This window comes from Pseudomonas sp. GW823-FHT06E10, from assembly GCF_058794995.1.
In genome coordinates this window covers 201,644-217,695 of record NZ_JBXAHJ010000003.1, presented here as the reverse complement: position 1 = coordinate 217,695, position 16,052 = coordinate 201,644, and the positions used below count along the sequence as shown (strand labels likewise).

17 protein-coding genes are annotated in these 16,052 nt (G+C 61.8%); 1 reads left to right on the top strand and 16 read right to left on the bottom strand.

All coding sequences use genetic code 11. From position 1 onward, the window contains the following. Positions 1-195: 195 nt before the first annotated feature. The 5 genes from AC1Q6Y_RS06625 to ribBA all read right to left on the bottom strand — a co-directional run bounded on the left by AC1Q6Y_RS06625 (position 196) and on the right by ribBA (position 5,569). The gene (locus AC1Q6Y_RS06625; RefSeq protein ID WP_090456316.1) at positions 196-1,350 is read right to left on the bottom strand and encodes an ABC transporter ATP-binding protein; all 1,155 of its coding nucleotides are present in this window, start codon (positions 1,348-1,350) and stop codon (positions 196-198) included. A 17-nt stretch (positions 1,351-1,367) separates the two neighbouring features. Beyond that, positions 1,368-2,177, bottom strand: a complete 810-nt coding sequence (locus AC1Q6Y_RS06620; protein WP_090456315.1) for an ABC transporter permease — start codon at positions 2,175-2,177, stop codon at positions 1,368-1,370. Positions 2,178-2,183: 6 nt separating this feature from the next. Beyond that, positions 2,184-3,116, bottom strand: a complete 933-nt coding sequence (locus AC1Q6Y_RS06615) for an ABC transporter permease (protein ID WP_173677950.1) — start codon at positions 3,114-3,116, stop codon at positions 2,184-2,186. Then, positions 3,113-4,138 carry an ABC transporter substrate-binding protein gene (locus AC1Q6Y_RS06610; RefSeq protein WP_095967714.1) on the bottom strand — a complete coding sequence of 342 codons (1,026 nt, stop codon included), beginning with the start codon at positions 4,136-4,138 and terminating at the stop codon, positions 3,113-3,115. The genes AC1Q6Y_RS06615 and AC1Q6Y_RS06610 overlap by 4 nt, the downstream gene beginning before the upstream one ends. A gap of 321 nt (positions 4,139-4,459) precedes the next feature. Next, positions 4,460-5,569 carry a bifunctional 3,4-dihydroxy-2-butanone-4-phosphate synthase/GTP cyclohydrolase II gene (ribBA, locus tag AC1Q6Y_RS06605; protein WP_150814362.1) on the bottom strand — a complete coding sequence of 370 codons (1,110 nt, stop codon included), beginning with the start codon at positions 5,567-5,569 and terminating at the stop codon, positions 4,460-4,462. A gap of 70 nt (positions 5,570-5,639) precedes the next feature. On the opposite strand from ribBA, the gene AC1Q6Y_RS06600 reads away from it, so the two are divergent. Beyond that, positions 5,640-5,936, top strand: coding sequence for a DUF1330 domain-containing protein (locus tag AC1Q6Y_RS06600; protein WP_102671434.1), 297 nt, complete (start codon positions 5,640-5,642; stop codon positions 5,934-5,936). Positions 5,937-6,070: 134 nt separating this feature from the next. On the opposite strand, the gene AC1Q6Y_RS06595 is transcribed toward AC1Q6Y_RS06600, so the two are convergent. The 11 genes from AC1Q6Y_RS06595 to AC1Q6Y_RS06545 all read right to left on the bottom strand — a co-directional run bounded on the left by AC1Q6Y_RS06595 (position 6,071) and on the right by AC1Q6Y_RS06545 (position 15,672). Next, on the bottom strand, positions 6,071-6,634 hold the full coding sequence (locus AC1Q6Y_RS06595; protein WP_150814365.1) for an NUDIX hydrolase: 564 nt from the start codon (positions 6,632-6,634) through the stop codon (positions 6,071-6,073). A 1-nt stretch (position 6,635) separates the two neighbouring features. Continuing rightward, positions 6,636-7,388 carry a GntR family transcriptional regulator gene (locus tag AC1Q6Y_RS06590; protein WP_015095667.1) on the bottom strand — a complete coding sequence of 251 codons (753 nt, stop codon included), beginning with the start codon at positions 7,386-7,388 and terminating at the stop codon, positions 6,636-6,638. Between the two features lie 89 nt (positions 7,389-7,477). Then, entirely contained in the window at positions 7,478-7,867 is a 390-nt protein-coding gene (locus AC1Q6Y_RS06585; RefSeq protein WP_007991919.1) for a carboxymuconolactone decarboxylase family protein, read from the bottom strand. A gap of 19 nt (positions 7,868-7,886) precedes the next feature. Further along, positions 7,887-9,338 carry an NAD-dependent succinate-semialdehyde dehydrogenase gene (locus AC1Q6Y_RS06580; protein ID WP_492624222.1) on the bottom strand — a complete coding sequence of 484 codons (1,452 nt, stop codon included), beginning with the start codon at positions 9,336-9,338 and terminating at the stop codon, positions 7,887-7,889. A 147-nt stretch (positions 9,339-9,485) separates the two neighbouring features. Further along, positions 9,486-9,971, bottom strand: a complete 486-nt coding sequence (locus AC1Q6Y_RS06575; RefSeq protein WP_150814367.1) for a flavin reductase family protein — start codon at positions 9,969-9,971, stop codon at positions 9,486-9,488. Between the two features lie 12 nt (positions 9,972-9,983). After that, on the bottom strand, positions 9,984-11,465 hold the full coding sequence (locus AC1Q6Y_RS06570) for an aldehyde dehydrogenase (protein ID WP_090456300.1): 1,482 nt from the start codon (positions 11,463-11,465) through the stop codon (positions 9,984-9,986). Continuing rightward, positions 11,462-12,295 carry an alpha/beta fold hydrolase gene (locus AC1Q6Y_RS06565; RefSeq protein WP_090456298.1) on the bottom strand — a complete coding sequence of 278 codons (834 nt, stop codon included), beginning with the start codon at positions 12,293-12,295 and terminating at the stop codon, positions 11,462-11,464. The genes AC1Q6Y_RS06570 and AC1Q6Y_RS06565 overlap by 4 nt, the downstream gene beginning before the upstream one ends. A 44-nt stretch (positions 12,296-12,339) precedes the next feature. Continuing rightward, positions 12,340-12,930 carry an amino acid synthesis family protein gene (locus AC1Q6Y_RS06560; protein WP_007978708.1) on the bottom strand — a complete coding sequence of 197 codons (591 nt, stop codon included), beginning with the start codon at positions 12,928-12,930 and terminating at the stop codon, positions 12,340-12,342. 211 nt (positions 12,931-13,141) lie between these two features. Further along, a complete protein-coding gene (locus AC1Q6Y_RS06555) occupies positions 13,142-13,504 on the bottom strand; it encodes a hypothetical protein (protein ID WP_492624221.1) in 363 nt (120 codons plus the stop codon). Positions 13,505-13,641: 137 nt separating this feature from the next. Next, a complete protein-coding gene (locus AC1Q6Y_RS06550) occupies positions 13,642-14,274 on the bottom strand; it encodes a response regulator (protein ID WP_090456295.1) in 633 nt (210 codons plus the stop codon). Positions 14,275-14,313: 39 nt separating this feature from the next. Beyond that, positions 14,314-15,672: a cache domain-containing protein gene (locus tag AC1Q6Y_RS06545; RefSeq protein ID WP_492624220.1), complete on the bottom strand. Its 1,359-nt coding sequence runs from the start codon at positions 15,670-15,672 to the stop codon at positions 14,314-14,316. Positions 15,673-16,052 lie beyond the last annotated feature (380 nt).

Sequence of the window (16,052 nt, the reverse complement as noted above, 5' to 3'; positions counted from 1 at the left end):
GCGTTTATCCATCTCACACGCGTTATCGTTAACGACCATCGCTGGCAAGCCAGCTCCTACAAGAGACCGCGTCCAGGTCGAAAATGATCTGAACTCCAAACCAGAGAACGAACCAGAAAAAAGGCCACCACAACCCGACGTTGTGGTGGCCCGAGGGTGACTCATTATAGTGGCCCGCGCGCGCAGGCCAATGGATCAGTGAGCGCCGGCGGCCTTGTTCAGGTCGCTTTCGGCCCATTCGGTGTAGACGCAGGCATCCGCGGTAGCCCAGCGCACCCGCACCGGGTCACCGGACTTGAGCGGCATGCCGGCGGCGGACAGCGCCTTGACCGTCATCGAGGTGCCGCCAGCGGTGACCACGCTGCACGTCTGGCTTTCACCCAGAAACAGCACTTCCACGACCTTGGCCGAGACTTCGTTCCAGCCGGCAGCCAAGGGTTCGGCAACGGCCTGTTCATTGCTCAGGGCCAGGGCTTTTTCCGGACGCACCATCAGCAACACGTTCTGATCAGTTTGCAGGCCGGCCGTGAGTCGGATCGACAGCGGTTGCCCTTCGAAGGTCGCCACCGCATTACCCTGGGCCTTGAGTTTGAGGAAGTTGGAGTTGCCAAGGAACGAGGCGACAAAAGCATTCGGCGGATTCTGGTACAGGTCATAGCCGCTGCCCAGGCCGACGATCTTGCCGTGGCTGAAAATCGCGATGCGCTGGGACAGGCGCATGGCTTCTTCCTGATCGTGGGTCACGTAGACGATGGTGATGCCCAGGCGCCGATGCAGCTGACGCAGTTCATCCTGCAAGTCTTCGCGCAGTTTCTTGTCCAGTGCACCGAGGGGTTCGTCCATCAGCAGGATGCGTGGCTCATAGACCAGCGCCCGTGCAATGGCGACTCGTTGCTGCTGGCCACCGGACAATTGCGAAGGGCGGCGATGGGCAAACTGCTCAAGCTGCACCAGCTTGAGCATTGCATCGACCCGGCGTTCGCGTTCGGCGGCGGCCAGTTTGCGGATGGCCAACGGGAAGGCGATGTTGTCGCGTACCGACAGGTGCGGGAACAGCGAATAGCGCTGGAACACCATGCCGATATCGCGTTTGTGCGGCGGCACATTCACCAGCGACTGGCCGTTGACCAGGATCTCGCCGCTGCTCGGGGTTTCGAAACCGGCGAGCATCGACAGCGTGGTGCTTTTGCCCGAGCCGCTGGAACCGAGGAAGGTGAGGAATTCACCGTCCTTGATGTCCAGCGAGATGTCGTCCACGGCGGCAAAGTCGCCGTAGTATTTGTTCAGGTTGCGCAGGCTCACCAGGGGCTTGTCATTTTGCTGCGCGGAATCTTTGATCACTGCACTCATGTCGTACTCCTGCGCGCTCAGGCGCTGATTTCATTGCGCCGGCGCAGTGCGGCGGCGATCACCATGACCAATACCGAGAGGCCGATCAGCAGCGTCGAGGCGACGGCGATCACGGGCGTCAGGTCCTGGCGCAGGGTGGTCCACATTTTCACGGGAAGGGTTTGCAGGGTCGGGCTGGCCATCATCACGCTCAGCACCACTTCATCCCAGGAGACGAGGAAGGCGAAGAGGGCGCCGGCCACCATGCCCGGACGAATCGCCGGGAAGGTCACCTTGAACACCGCTTGCAGGCGCGAGGCGCCGCAGATCACCGCTGCATCCTCGATCGACTGATCGAACAGCTTCAGCGAATTGATGATCGAGATGATGGTGAACGGCAGCGCGACGATGACGTGGCTGACCACGAACGCGAACATGGTCCCGGTGTAGCCCAGTTTCAGGAACAGCGCGTACACCGCCACGGCGATGATCACCAGCGGCACGATCATTGGCAGAGTGAACAGACCGTAGAGCATTTCCCGGCCGGGGAAGCGGCCACGCACCAGGGCGAAAGCTGTGGGCAGACCCAGCGCGACGGCGAAGAACGTGGTCAGCACCGCGACCTTGAGGCTGGCCATGGCCGCGCTCATCCAGTCGGCGTTGGAGAAGAACTGGCCGTACCATTTCAGCGTCCAGCCCGGTGGCGGGAACACCAGCCATTGCGACGAGCCGAACGACAGCAGCACGATGAACACAATCGGCAGCAGCAGGAACAGACCGATCAGCCCGGTGGTGGCATACAGGCCGAAGCGCATGCGCCGGCTCATGGCATTGGGGGTCAGGAGCATGACGGCTTACCTCGCGTTGCTGGCGCCAACCGGGGATTCCGGCTGGAGCTTCAGGTAGAAGTAGAACAACACCAGCGTGATCACGATCAGCAGCGCGGCGCCGGCGCTGGCCAGGCCCCAGTTGAGGAACGACTGCACCTGCTGAATGATGAACTCGGGCAGCATCATGTTCTGCGCACCGCCCAGCAGCGCCGGGGTCACGTAGTAACCGAGGGACATCACGAAGACCATCAGGCCGCCGGAGAACAGCCCCGGCCGGCACAGCGGCAGGAACACCCGGAAGAAGTTGGTCCACGGACTGGCGCCGCAGATCGAGCCGGCCTGCAGGATCATCGGGTCGATGGCCTGCATGGTCGCCTGCAACGGCAGCACGATGAACGGGATCATGATGTAGCTCATGCCGATCACCACGCCGGTGAGGTTGTGCACCATCTCCAGCGGTTGATCGATGATGCCCATGGCCATCAACGCCTTGTTGATCACCCCGGAGGCTTGCAGCAACACCAGCCAGGAGTAGGTGCGGGCGAGCAGGCTGGTCCACATCGACAGCAGCACGATATTCAGGATCCAGCGCCCCCAGCCGCGCGGCACCAGGGTGATCGCCCAAGCCAGCGGGAAGCCCAGCAACAGGCTGAACAGCGTCACCAGGCCGGCCACCGAGAAGGTGTTGAGCAACACCCGCGCATAGGCCGAGTTGGCGAACAGTTGCTCATAGTTGCCCAGGCCCGGCACCGGTTCCAGCACGCCGCGCAACAGCAGGCCAATCAGCGGCGCGAGAAAGAACAGGCCGAGGAACAGCAGGGCGGGGATCAGGTTGCTCGATCCGCGCCAGCGTTGCGCCAGGGTAGGGGATTGCGTCATCGCAGCCGCCTTGCCGACAGCGCCGGAGGCGCTCCCGACTGGCGTGGATGGACGGGACGCGGTTACCGTCATTTTCATTTGACCAGCCATTCGTTCCACCGTGTCGCGATGGCCGGACCGTTCTTGGCCCAGTACGCGAAATCAAGAGTGATCTGATCCTTTGCGTAGGCGGTCGGCAGGTTCGGGGCCAGCGCCGAATCCAGGCGCGCCACACTGTCGACGTTGACCGGTGCGTAGGCGGTCAGGTTGGAGAAGTCCGCCTGGCCCTTGGCACTGCTGGCGTTGGCCAGGAACTTCATCGCCGCGTCCTTGTTTTTCGAACCCTTGGGGATGACCAGGATGTCGGCCATGACCAGGTTCTGCTTCCAGCTTACGCCGACCGGGGCGCCGTCTTCCTGCAGGGCATGGATCCGGCCGTTCCAGAACTGGCCCATGCTCGCCTCACCGGAGGCCAGCAGTTGCTGCGACTGCGCGCCGCCGCCCCACCAGACGATGTCTTTCTTGATGGTGTCGAGTTTCTTGAAGGCGCGGTCCAGGTCTAGCGGATAGAGCTTGTCCGCCGCTACACCGTCGGCCAGCAGCGCCAGTTCAAGCACGCCTGGGCTTGGCCATTTGTAGAGGGCGCGTTTGCCGGGGTAGGTCTTGGTGTCGAACAGTGCGGACCAGTCCTGAGGCTTGTTGGCGCCGAGCTTGCCTTCGTTGTAGCCGAGGACGAAGGAGAAGAAGAACGAGCCGACGCCGTGATCGCTGACGAAGCGCGGGTCGATCTTGTCGCGTTCAATGACTTTGAAATCGAGGGGTTCGAGCAAGCCTTCGGCGGCGGCGCGCAAGGCGAAGTCGGCTTCGACGTCGACCACGTCCCACTGCACGTTGCCGCTCTCGACCATGGCCTTGAGTTTGCCGTAGTCGGTCGGGCCATCCTGCACGACGGTAATGCCGCTGGCCTTGCTGAACGGGTCGGCCCAGGCCTGCTTCTGCGCATCCTGGGTGCTGCCGCCCCAACTCACGAAGTTGACGCTTTCAGCCGCCAGCAATGCCTGGCTGGTCACGCTCAGCAGTCCCGCAAAAAGAACTGCGGTCGCACGTTTGTTCAACACCATTTTCACGCCCTCATTGTTGTGTTTATGAGCGGGGCTTTGGAGTGCCCGCCTATCGGGAGCAGTAGGTCCGTCGAGTCAGTGCTGACTGTCCGGTCTATGGAATATCATATTATGGTATTCCAAACTTTGTGCAAGCATTTTGCCGTACCGGCTATCAGCCAAAAGGTGTTTTTTCTGTGGATCTGAACTTCGTCCGGCGACGCAATCCCCTGTGGGAGCGGGCTTGCTCGCGAAAGCGGTGTGTCAGACAACTTTGGGTCGACTGACACTCCCTCTTCGCGAGCAAGCCCGCTCCCACAGGGAATTGTGTTAAACCAAGAGTCACTCGGTGAAAGGAATACTCTCCACCACTTCCAGGTCATACCCGGTCAAACCGGCATATTTCAGCGGCGGCCCGAGATGGCGCAGCTTGCCGACACCCAGGTTCTGCAGGATCTGCGCACCGGTGCCCACCTCCGAATAAATCCGCGACTGCGAACGGCTGAACTGTCGGGGCGTCTGGGTCAATTGCGGTACGCGTTCGAGCAACGCCTGGGAGGATTCGTGATTGGCCAGCACCACCACCACGCCGTGACCTTCGGCGGCGACACGCTGCAAGGCGGCCCACAAGGTCCAGTTGGTCGGCCCGCTGTACTCGGCACCGACCAGATCGCGCAACGGGTCAATCACATGCACGCGCACCAGCGTCGGCTCATCACGGCGCAGATCGCCCATGACCATGGCCATGTGGACACCGCCTTCGATGCGATCCTCAAAGGTGATCAGACGAAAGGTGCCGTGTACGGTGGGCAGATCACGTTCACCGATGCGCACGATGGTGTGTTCGGTGCTAAGGCGGTAGTGGATCAGGTCGGCGATGGTGCCGATCTTGATCCCGTGCTTGCGCGCAAACACTTCCAGGTCAGGGCGCCGGGCCATGGTGCCGTCGTCGTTCATCACTTCGACGATCACCGAGGCCGGGGTATGGCCGGCCAGGCGGGCCAGGTCGCAACCGGCCTCGGTATGACCGGCGCGGGTAAGCACGCCGCCTTCCCGGGCACGCAACGGGAAGATATGGCCGGGTTGCACGATGTCGGCAGGGCCGGCGTTGGCAGCGACGGCGGCGGCCACGGTGCAGGCACGATCGGCGGCGGAGATACCGGTGGTCACCCCGACGGCGGCCTCGATGGACACGGTGAAGGCGGTGCTGAACACGCTGCCGTTGCTCGGCACCATCTGCTCCAGGCCCAGGCGCTTGCAGTGCTCGTCGGTCAAGGTCAGGCAGATCAGGCCACGGGCTTCGCGGGCCATGAAACTGATCGCCTCGGGCGTGCAGCAGTCGGCGGCCAGCAACAGGTCGCCTTCGTTTTCCCGGTCTTCGTCGTCGACCAGCAGGACCATTTTGCCGAGGCGGTAATCTTCGATGATTTCTTCGATGCTGTTGAAGGCCATGCTGGAGTCTCAGTGTTTGTTGGATGAGTATTGTGGTATACCATAATACAAAACAAACCGAGAGGTCACTATGAAGGCGTACTGGATTGCTCATGTGGATGTCACCGACCCCGATCAATACAGCCAATACACCCAGCGGGCGCCGAAGGCGTTTGCTCAGTATGGCGGTCGGATTCTCGCGCGGGGCGGGCGCAGCGAGGCGATGGAAGGCCGGCCTACGCCGCAACGCAGTGTGGTGATCGAGTTTGATTCCTATGAGCAGGCGGTGGCTTGCTATCACTCGGCGTTGTATCAGGAGGCCAGGGGACATCGCGAAGGCGTGGCGAAGGCAGAGGTCATTATCGTCGAGGGCATGGCGCCGCTCTGACCAACACCGCTTGACCCTGTAGGAGCGAGCCTGCTCGCGAAAAACGTTAGAGCAACGCGTTCGGTCAGTCAGCACGCGTCATCGTTGACGACCATCGCGAGCAGGCTCGCTCCTACAGGGGGAATGGGGTTTTTTCAGCGAATGAAGTGAATCTTCCCGCTGTCGTCATTGCCCATGTAGATGCCATAAACCCCGGCCTGACGCTCCTCGATATAGCGCTCAAGGATCTGCCGGATCGCCGGATAGTAGATGCTGTCCCAGGGAATGTCCTCGGGCGCGAAGAACTTGTAGTCGAGGGTTTCCGGGCCGTACTGCCCGGTAATCTCCAGCGCGATGGCGCGGAAGATGATGTACACCTCGCTGATCTTCGGCACGCTGAAGATCGAATAGGGCGAGACGATTTCGGCACGCACGCCGCTTTCTTCCCAGACTTCGCGCAAGGCCGCCTGTTCGGTGGTCTCGCCACTTTCCATGAAGCCTGCCGGCAGGGTCCAGGTGCCCGGACGCGGCGGAATCGCGCGTTGGCACAGCAAATACTTGCCGTCCTGCTCGATGATGCAGCCGGCTATGATTTTCGGATTGACGTAATGGATGTAGCCGCAACCGCGGCACATCAGGCGCTCGTGCGTATCGCCCGGCGGCAACTGTGACCTGAGGTCTGCGCTGCCGCACTTGGGGCAAAAGCTCGGGCTGAACATTTCAGCGACCTATGCGCGGTTCTTTCAGCGCGATGGGCAAGGTAATCGCCGGGATGTCGCCGGTTTCTTCCTGCTTGCGCTTGAGGTAGTCCAGGGCCACGGCAGCGGCCGCACGCACGTGGTCGACGCAAGCCTGGTGGGCGGCCAGCGGATCACCGCCCTTGATCGCCTCGACCATGCGTTCCATTTCCTGGTTACTGGCGCCGCGACGGTTTTCCTGGGACACCGAGGTCGCGCGCAGGTAGCTGATGCGTGCCTGCAACTGGCGCAATTGAGTGGCCGCGACATGGTTGCCCGAGCCTTCGAGCAGCACATCGTAGAAACCTTGCACCGAGTCGATGACCTGTTGCAGCTCACCGTCCTTGAGCGCCTTGCGATTTTCTTCGAGGGCTTTTTCCAGGGCCTTGATGTCCTTGGCCTTGGCGCGCAGGGTGAACAGTTGCACGATCAGCCCTTCGAGTACGCAGCGCAACTCGTAGATGTCCACGGCATCGGCCAGGGTGATGATCGCGACACGCGGGCCCTTGGCGTCGGCGAATTCCACCAGGCCTTCGGATTCCAGGTGACGCAAGGCTTCGCGCACGGAGGTACGGCTGACGCCCAGGCGATCGCACAGATCGCGTTCGACCAGACGGTCTCCCGGCAGGAGCTGGAAGTTCATGATGGCGCTTCGCAGTTTATCCAGCACGATTTCGCGCAGGGTAACGGGGTTGCGATTGACCTTGAAGCTGTCGTCGAGTGGCAGGCGTTTCATGGGGTCCGCTCTGATTGTGGCTGTCCATGCAAAAAAGAGCACTTCGATTACGGGAATCTGGGTGCCCGGTCAGATCAAACAGCCAAGGGTTAACTGGAGGCCTCGGCATCGGCTTCGGCGAAGGCTTCACGGGCGAGCCGGAAACTGTCTACGGCAGCGGGGACACCGCAATAAATGCCGACCTGAAGCAATATTTCGCGTATTTGCTCACGACTCAGGCCGTTACGCAAGGCGCCGCGTACATGCAGTTTGAGTTCATGGGGCCGGTTGAGGGCCGAGATCATCGCCAGGTTGATCATGCTGCGCTCCTTGAGCGACAAACCCTCACGACCCCAGACATGACCCCAACAATACTCGGTGACCATTTCCTGCAACGGTCGGGTGAAGTCGTCGGCGTTCTCGATGGAACGATTGACGTAGGCCTCACCCAGCACCTGGGTACGGATCTTCAGGCCTTTTTCATACTTTTCGTTGTTCATTTGCGTAGCTCCCGCGGGCTCAAAGGCCGCCCATCAAGGTGTATTTGAGTTCCAGGTAATCCTCGATGCCGTACTTCGACCCTTCACGGCCCAGCCCTGAGGACTTGATCCCGCCGAATGGCGCGACCTCAGTGGAAATCAGCCCTTCGTTGATCCCGACCATGCCGTACTCCAGCGCCTCGCTCATGCGCCAGGCGCGGCCCAGGTCGCGGGTGTAGCAGTAGGCGGCGAGGCCGAATTCGGTGTCGTTGGCCATCTCGACGGCCTGGGCCTCGGTGTCGAAACGGAACACGGCGGCCAACGGGCCAAAGGTTTCATCCCGGGCGACTTTCATCCGGGTGGTGACGCCGATGAGAACGGTCGGCTGGAAGAATCCATTGCCCAGCGCATGGCGTTCGCCGCCGCACAGCAGTTGTGCTCCGTGGGCCAGAGCGTCTTGCACGTGTTCTTCGACCTTGGCCACGGCGCGCTCGTTGATCAGTGGCCCTTGGGTGACGCCATCATCGAAACCGCTGCCGACCTTGAGTTGCGAAACCCGATCGGCCAGGCGTGCGACAAAGGCGTCGTGGATGCCGGCCTGCACCAGGAAGCGATTGACGCAGACGCAGGTCTGCCCGGCGTTGCGGAATTTGGCGATCAGCGCGCCGTCGACGGCGCGTTCCAGATCGGCATCGTCGAAGACAATGAACGGCGCGTTGCCGCCCAGCTCCAGCGAGACTTTTTTCAGGGTCGGCGCGCACTGGGCCATCAGCAGTTTGCCGATGGCGGTGGAGCCGGTGAACGAGAGTTTGCGCACAAGGCTGCTGCCGGTCAGCTCGCCACCGATGGCGATGGCATCGCCGGTGATCACGTTGAAAATGCCCGCCGGAATCCCGGCCTGTTCCGCCAGCGCAGCCATGGCCAGTGCCGAGAACGGAGTTTCCGGAGCCGGCTTGACGATGCACGGGCAACCGGCCGCCAGTGCCGGGCCGGCCTTGCGGGTGATCATCGCCGCCGGGAAGTTCCACGGCGTGATGGCCGCGACGACGCCAATCGGCTCCTTGCTGACCACGATGCGCGCATCGCCCTTGTGGCTGGGAATGGTGTCGCCGTAGATGCGTTTGGCCTCTTCGGCGAACCACTCGATGAAGCTCGCGGCGTAGAGGATTTCGCCTTTGGCTTCGGCCAGTGGCTTGCCTTGTTCGAGGGTGAGGATGTGTGCCAGGGCGTCGGCGTTTTCCAGCATCAAGGCATGCCAGCGCTTGAGCGTATTGCTGCGCTCCTTGGCGGTCAGCGCGCGCCAGGCCGGCCAGGCCTTGTTGGCGGCCTCGATAGCCAGGCGCGCATGCTCGGCACCGAGGTTCGGCACCTGGCCGATCAGTTCACCGGTGGCCGGGTTGAAGATGTCCTGACAGGCGCCATCCGGCGCGTCCAGCCACTGGCCGTTGATGTAGGCCTGTTGGCGGAACAGTTGCGAGGCTGCTGGGCTCATGCCGGCTCCTGGAAAGAATGAAGACTTAACTGTCTGGTGCAGTACCTGTGGGAGCGAGCTTGCTCGCGATAGCGGACTGACATTCAACATCCATGTCGACTGATACACCGTCATCGCGAGCAAGCTCGCTCCCACAGAAAAGCAGTGTCAGGCCAGGGTGGGCAGGGGGCCCAGTTTGCCTTTGTGGTAGATCATCGGCGTCACCGGTTGGTCGGGCAGGATCAGGTTCTTCACCGCGCCGACGATGATCGCGTGATCGCCGCCGTCGTATTCGCGCCACAGTTCGCACTCGATGATCGCCGTGGCCTTGGCCAGGATCGGGTTACCCCGTTCGCTCAAGTGCCACTCGATCCCTTTGGCCTTGTCCTTGCCTTTACCGGCGAAGGCATAGGCCTCGGCGGTCTGGTCGGCGGACAGCAGGTGAATTGCGAACTGCTTGCTGTCGCGCAGCACCGGGTAGGTGTCGGAGCCGTAGTTGGGGCAGAACAGCACCAGTGCCGGGTCGATCGACAGCGCACTGAAGGCGCTGGCGGTGATGCCGACGATGCCGCCGTCCGGGTCCAGGGTGGTGACCACCGTGACCCCGGACGGGAACGAGCTCATCACGTCTTTGTAAATGCCGGGTTCGATCATTTTCCAGGACTCCTAGCGCATCACGAAGGGATCAGGCATCGGTGCCTGGGACAGGTTGATCCACACCGTTTTCAGCTCGGTGTAGGCCAGCACCGAATCGATGCCGCTTTCGCGTCCATAGCCGCTGTTCTTGAAGCCGCCGATCGGCGCCATGGCCGAGACCGCGCGGTAGGTGTTGACCCAGATGATCCCCGAACGCACGTCCCGGGCCAGGCGATGGGCGCGGCCCAGGTCGCGGGTCCAGATGCCGGCGGCGAGGCCGAACTGCGAGTCGTTGGCAATTGCCAGCGCTTGGGCTTCGTCCTTGAAACGGATGACCGAAGCCACCGGACCAAAGACTTCTTCCTGCATGATCTTCATCGAATTGCGGTCGCACTCGAACAGCGTCGGTTCGTAGAACCAGCCGTCACCCAGATTCTCTGGACGCTTGCCGCCCAGGCGCAGGCGCGCGCCTTCGGCGATGGCATCGGCCACCAGGCCTTCGACCACGGCCAGTTGCTGTGCGGTGGCCATCGGGCCCATTTCGCTGCTGTCGTCCTGCGGGTTGCCAATGCGGATGCGCTTGGCGCGTTCCACCAGACGACCGACGAACTCATCGTAGATTTCGTCCTGCACCAGCAAGCGCGAACCGGAGACGCAGCTTTGCCCGGAGGCGGCATAGATCCCGGCGATGGCGCCGTTGATCGCGCTGTCGAGGTCGGCATCGGCGAAGATGATGTTCGGCGATTTGCCCCCCAGTTCCAGCGACAGCTTGGCAAAGTTCTCGGCACTGCTGCGCACCACATGCCGAGCCGTCGCCGCGCCGCCGGTGAAGGCGATCTTGCGGATCAGCGGATGGCGGGTGAGGGCGGCGCCGGTGCTTGGGCCGTAACCGGTGACGACGTTGACCACCCCCGGCGGAATCCCGGCTTCCAGTGCCAGGCGCGCCAGTTCAAGAATCGTTGCCGAAGCGTGTTCCGACGGCTTGATCACGATGGTGTTGCCCGCGGCAAGCGCCGGGGCGAGTTTGATCGCGGTCAGGTACAGCGGGCTGTTCCACGGAATGATCGCGGCAACCACACCCATGGCTTCGTGCACGGTGTAGGCAAACAGATCCGGCTTGTCCAGCGGCAGGGTGCCGCCTTCGAGCTTGTCCGCCAGGCCTGCGGTGTAGTGGAAGAACTCCGGCAAATAGCCGACCTGGCCACGGGTTTCGCGGATCAGCTTGCCGTTGTCGCGGCTTTCGAGCTGCGCCAGTTGTTCTTTGTTCTCGGCGATCAGGTCGCCCAGGCGTCGCAGCAATTTGCCGCGAGCGGTGGCCGTCAAACCGCGCCATGCCGGGCTGTCGAAAGCCGTCTGCGCAGCCTGCACGGCACGCTCGACATCGGCTTCGTCGGCATCGGGCAGTTCAGCCCAGGGTTCGGCCAACGCCGGGTTGAGGCTTTCGAAGGTCTTGCCGGACAGGGCATCGACCCATTCACCGCCGATGCACATCTGGAAGCGTGCGAGTGTCATGCAACGATCCCCTTGATCTGGTTTTGTTTGGAGTGCGCGGTCTGCAGAAACTCCAGCAACAGCTGGTTGACCAGGCGTGGCGACTCTACCGGCATCATATGCCGTTGCTCGGCGAGTACGGCAACGGTCGCGCCGGGAATGCGTTCGGCCAGTTGCCGGGCCATTTCCGGGGTTGAGCCGGGGTCCAGTTCGCCGGTGGCGATCAGCGTCGGCACCTGGATGCTGGCCAGGTCGTCGGCGCGGTACATGTCCTGGGTGGCGAACAGTTCATATGTGGTCAGGTAACCCTGGGGATCATTGCCGGCCAGGGTCTGGCGAATCGCGGCGATCTGCGCCGGGTTCGCGGCCTGGTATTCACGGCTGAACCAGCGCGACAGTGCGGCTTCGGCATTGGCGTCCGGTCCGTGTTCGGCAGCCTGGCTGGTGCGGGCGATGACCCCGGCACGCTGTTCGGCACTGCGGTTGAACACGCTGTTGAGCACCACCAGGCCTTCCAGGCGTTGCGGGTAGTGCAGGGCAAAGGCCCGCGCCACCAGCCCGCCCATGGAAAAACCGATCACCGTTGCCTTGGGCAATTGCAGGTGGTCGAGCAGCTCCAGCAACTGGTCGGCATAGCCGAGCAGTTGCGTACCGTTCTCCGGTCGCGGGCTGGCGCCATGGCCGAGCATGTCGTAGGCGATGACGCGGTACTTCGTGGCCAGGCCAACGATCTGGCCGCCCCACATTTCTTTGTTCAGGCCCACGCCGTGGATCAAGACCACGGGCTGGCCTTGGCCGGTCGCCAGGTAACTGGTGCCAGCCGGGGTGAGTTCAGCGGTGAGCCGAATCATGGAGCGCTCCTGCAATGCCTTCTTGTTGTCGTTCTGCTGGCCGGTTACTGGGCTTTTTCGGCAGCCAGTTCTTCCAGGTCGATGTAGCGGTTGCCGATGCGCGGGTGCAGGCGGCCGCCGTCGGCGCAACCCAGGACCACGACGATTTCGTCGGCACGCGGCGCGTCTTCGATCTGCATTTCCAGGGTGATGTAGTGCGAGCGCAGGCCTTCGTCGTCCTTGTGCATCATCGGGATCTGAATCGAGGTGCCCGGGCCGCCGCGCTTGTTGGTGAAGCTCAGGTAGCTCTTGGCCTTGACCGCCTCGCGGTAATGGTTGCCGAAGCGCAGGGTGTGGATCACCGCCGAAGCGTGTTCGATTTCGCCATCGGCGCCGACCACCGCAGCCTTGCCGTACGCCTCGATTTTCTCGGCGCCGCCAATGATGCCCACCAGACGCTCGACCATCAGTGCGCCGAGGTCGGAGCAGTTGGCGCGGATCTGTGGTTTCAGGTCTTCGACGAAACCGTTGCCCAGCCAGGGGTTCTTCATCACCACGGCCAGACCGACCATGGTCACAGGCTTATCGGTGGCTTTGCCGCCTTCAATAAAGGTTTCTTCGACATAGCTGACGATCTTGCGGATTTCGAAACTCATGAGCTGCTCCGTAGAGGTTTGGGTGTCTGTGCGTCTGATGGTATACCATAATACCGGAAGCACAAGTCCCCGAACGGAGTTTCTGGCTGGATGGCGATAAAAGGGGGGCGGGCGAGGCGCTATGCGTGGCGGGAAGGACTTATAAAAGACGTAAAAAAACCCGGCTGATGAGGCCGGGTTTTTCGTCGAGTCCTGCGGTAAAGCACTGCATTCAGACAGCGCGACTTTCGATCAGACGATCCGAACCGCCTTCGGCTACACGGTTTTGCAGCAGTTTGTCGGAACCGCCTTCAGCGACGCGGTTTTGCAGGAGTTTGTCGGAGCCGCCTTCAGCGACGCGGTTTTGCAGGAGCTTGTCGGAGCCGCCTTCGGCAACACGTTTTTCCAGCAGGCGATCCGAACCACCTTCGGCGACACGATTCTCGATCAGGCGATCGGAACCACCCTCGGCCACACGGCTTTCAATCAGACGATCCGAGCCGCCTTCAGCGACCACAGGTTGAGCGGCGGTAGCGGCGAAAGCGTTAACTGCGAAAACCGAGAAAGCGATGCCGAGAAGGGTTTGGCGTTTCATGATGGTGTGCTCCGGGGTGCTGATGGGTTGGTATGGAGCAGATGTTACGCCGTGGATTTTTTAAGAGAACTTCATTGAATCAATGGTGACTATCGACGCAGTCAATGGTGGATTCGATGCCTCTTGTGGGAGCGGTACTAGCGGGAAATAAGCCCGTGATCGATGGCGTACTTGACCAGCGCCGCCGGCTTGTCGATGTTGAGCTTGCGCCGGATGCTCAAGCGGTGTGTCTCCACCGTGCGCACGCTGATGTCCAGTTCCCGGGCCATTTCCTTGTTGTTCAACCCCTGCGCCATCTTCGACAACACCTGGCTTTCCCTTGGGGTCAGTTCGTTGTCGGTGTTCCTGTCGGCGATCAGCCGCTGGGCGATTTCCGCGCTGTAGAAGGTTCCCCCGCTGGTGATGGCCTCGATGGCGGCGATGATTTCCCGTGACGGGGCGTTCTTCAGCACGTAGCCGCTGGCACCGGAGCGCACCGATTCACTGACGTATTCGTAATTGTCGTACATGCTCAGCACCAGCACCTTGAGCGACGGGTACTGGCTGCGCAGCACGCGGGTCAGTTCCAGGCCGTTCATGTCCGGCAGGCTGATGTCGACCAGCAGCAGGTCCGGCTGGCAACGTCCGACCATCTCGATGGCCGCGGCGCCGTTTTCCGCTTCGCCGACCATTTCCAGGGGCGACATCACGGCCAGCAGCGCCTTGATGCCGTCGCGGACCAGGGAGTGATCGTCGACCAGGGCGACGCGGATCGGGGAGGGCAGGTTCATCGCAGCTATTCACTCTTTTAGTTTTGGGCCGGGTCAGCGTTATGCGTCTGGTTTCATTGGCAACAGTACGTCCAGCTCACTTCTGCCCGGCATCGAGATCAATTCGAAGCGCCCGCCAAAATGTTCGACGCGTTCGCGGATATTACGCAGGCCAATGCCAGCCTGACGACGTTCGACCTGGGCGACGTTGAAACCGATACCGTCGTCGACCACCGTCAGCCGCACGGACTCGTCGCAGCCGCGCAGTGTAATGGACACGTTCTTCGCCCAGGCGTGGCGTTCAATATTGGTCAGGCCTTCCTGGACGATTCGGAACAGCGAAACAGCCGCGCCGTCGACCAATTGGCAGTCGAATTCATTTTCGTCATAGGTCACGGTCAGCCCGCTGCGCTGTTCGAATTCGGCAGCCAATTGGCCGATGGCCGCTGGCAGGCCGAGGGTGTCGAGCAGGGAGGAGCGCAGATCATGGGAGAGGCTGCGGACTTCGCCGATGGCATCGCCCAGGCGCTCGGTGGCGTCTTTCAGCGTACTCAAGCCCTTGTCGGGGGCCTGTCCGCGTTCCAGCAGGTGGCTGGCCAGTTCGAACTGGAACTTGATCGAGACCAGCACCTGGCTGATGCCGTCGTGCAACTCGCGGGACACCCGTGATCGTTCCTCTTCCTGCAGGCTGACGATGCGCTGGGTCAGGCGCTGCAGTTTCTTGTCCGCCAGCCGATGTTCGCTGACGTTGAGGGTCATGCCGGTGGCGAATACGAACAGCACCGCGACGAGGGCGACCACGGCAATCGCCATCATGGTCTTGCGGATGCCCATGGCCACTTCGGCACGGGCCTGCTGAGTGGCGCGTTCGACATCCTCGAGGTAGATGCCGGTACCGAGCATCCAGCCCCAGCGATCGAGCATCACCACGTAGGCGAGCTTGTCGGTCACCTGGCCGGAGGAGGGTTTGTTCCAGGCATAGCGTTGAAAACCTTCGCCCGATTGCGCGCTTTTGAGCAGCGCCTGGATCACCGGCAGGCCGTGGGGATCTTTCATGTCCCACAGGTATTGGCCCACCAGTTCCGACTGGCGCGCATGCATCAGGCTGCGGCCTTCGTGGTCGTAGACGAAGAAGTAGCCGTTGATGCCAAAGCTGAGCTTGCGCAGTTCTTCCAGCACTTGTTGTTGGGCACGGGCATCGCCGTGGCCGTCGTCGTACAGCGGCGCGATCAGGCTCTGGGCCATTTCCACGTAGTTTTTCAGCTCCGCGCGCTTGCTCGCCAGAATGCTGTCTTCGATCAGTTGTGCCTGCTGATCGCCCAATTGGCGATTGAGGGAAATCACCAGCGCGCAGATGACGGCAATGGCCAGCACCAGCGGCAGAATCCCGAGGGCGACGATCTTGTGTTTGAGCTGCATGTTGACTCCTGCCCGCGCGAAGGCTCGGGATCATATGCCAAAGAGGTGTTCGGCCAGTAGCGTTGCTGGACGGAATGACCGGCGGCCGGGATGCCATTCAGTTGAAATACAGAACCTGTGGGAGCGAGCTTGCTCTCGATGAGGGCGGCACATTCAACATTGATGTGTCTGACAGCCCGCTATCGCGAGCAAGCTCGCTCCCACATTTGATCGGGGATGGCCCCCGGGTCCGGTGGTGAACCCACATGAGATCGGCGTCGTCTACGTAGAACTACGTAGACGCCACGTACGTAGTAACGCGGATTTATTTGTGGACGACATGCGCAGATATTGGGCCAGCTCCGCACTGCGGACACAATTATAAAAATTACCGCCGCAGT

Bases quoted from the DNA above. Each gene is read 5' to 3' on its own strand.
- AC1Q6Y_RS06625 (WP_090456316.1), bottom strand. From the start codon at position 1,350: ATGAGTGCAGTGATCAAAGATTCCGCGCAGCAAAATGACAAGCCCCTG.
- AC1Q6Y_RS06560 (WP_007978708.1), bottom strand. From the start codon at position 12,930: ATGAGTTTCGAAATCCGCAAGATCGTCAGCTATGTCGAAGAAACCTTT.
- AC1Q6Y_RS06565 (WP_090456298.1), bottom strand. From the start codon at position 12,295: ATGATTCGGCTCACCGCTGAACTCACCCCGGCTGGCACCAGTTACCTG.
- AC1Q6Y_RS06615 (WP_173677950.1), bottom strand. From the start codon at position 3,116: ATGAAAATGACGGTAACCGCGTCCCGTCCATCCACGCCAGTCGGGAGC.
- AC1Q6Y_RS06580 (WP_492624222.1), bottom strand. From the start codon at position 9,338: ATGAGCCCAGCAGCCTCGCAACTGTTCCGCCAACAGGCCTACATCAAC.
- AC1Q6Y_RS06570 (WP_090456300.1), bottom strand. From the start codon at position 11,465: ATGACACTCGCACGCTTCCAGATGTGCATCGGCGGTGAATGGGTCGAT.
- AC1Q6Y_RS06555 (WP_492624221.1), bottom strand. From the start codon at position 13,504: ATGAAACGCCAAACCCTTCTCGGCATCGCTTTCTCGGTTTTCGCAGTT.
- AC1Q6Y_RS06620 (WP_090456315.1), bottom strand. From the start codon at position 2,177: ATGCTCCTGACCCCCAATGCCATGAGCCGGCGCATGCGCTTCGGCCTG.
- ribBA (WP_150814362.1), bottom strand. From the start codon at position 5,569: ATGGCCTTCAACAGCATCGAAGAAATCATCGAAGATTACCGCCTCGGC.
- AC1Q6Y_RS06550 (WP_090456295.1), bottom strand. From the start codon at position 14,274: ATGAACCTGCCCTCCCCGATCCGCGTCGCCCTGGTCGACGATCACTCC.
- AC1Q6Y_RS06610 (WP_095967714.1), bottom strand. From the start codon at position 4,138: ATGGTGTTGAACAAACGTGCGACCGCAGTTCTTTTTGCGGGACTGCTG.
- AC1Q6Y_RS06545 (WP_492624220.1), bottom strand. From the start codon at position 15,672: ATGCAGCTCAAACACAAGATCGTCGCCCTCGGGATTCTGCCGCTGGTG.
- AC1Q6Y_RS06575 (WP_150814367.1), bottom strand. From the start codon at position 9,971: ATGATCGAACCCGGCATTTACAAAGACGTGATGAGCTCGTTCCCGTCC.
- AC1Q6Y_RS06595 (WP_150814365.1), bottom strand. From the start codon at position 6,634: ATGTTCAGCCCGAGCTTTTGCCCCAAGTGCGGCAGCGCAGACCTCAGG.
- AC1Q6Y_RS06600 (WP_102671434.1), top strand. From the start codon at position 5,640: ATGAAGGCGTACTGGATTGCTCATGTGGATGTCACCGACCCCGATCAA.
- AC1Q6Y_RS06590 (WP_015095667.1), bottom strand. From the start codon at position 7,388: ATGAAACGCCTGCCACTCGACGACAGCTTCAAGGTCAATCGCAACCCC.
- AC1Q6Y_RS06585 (WP_007991919.1), bottom strand. From the start codon at position 7,867: ATGAACAACGAAAAGTATGAAAAAGGCCTGAAGATCCGTACCCAGGTG.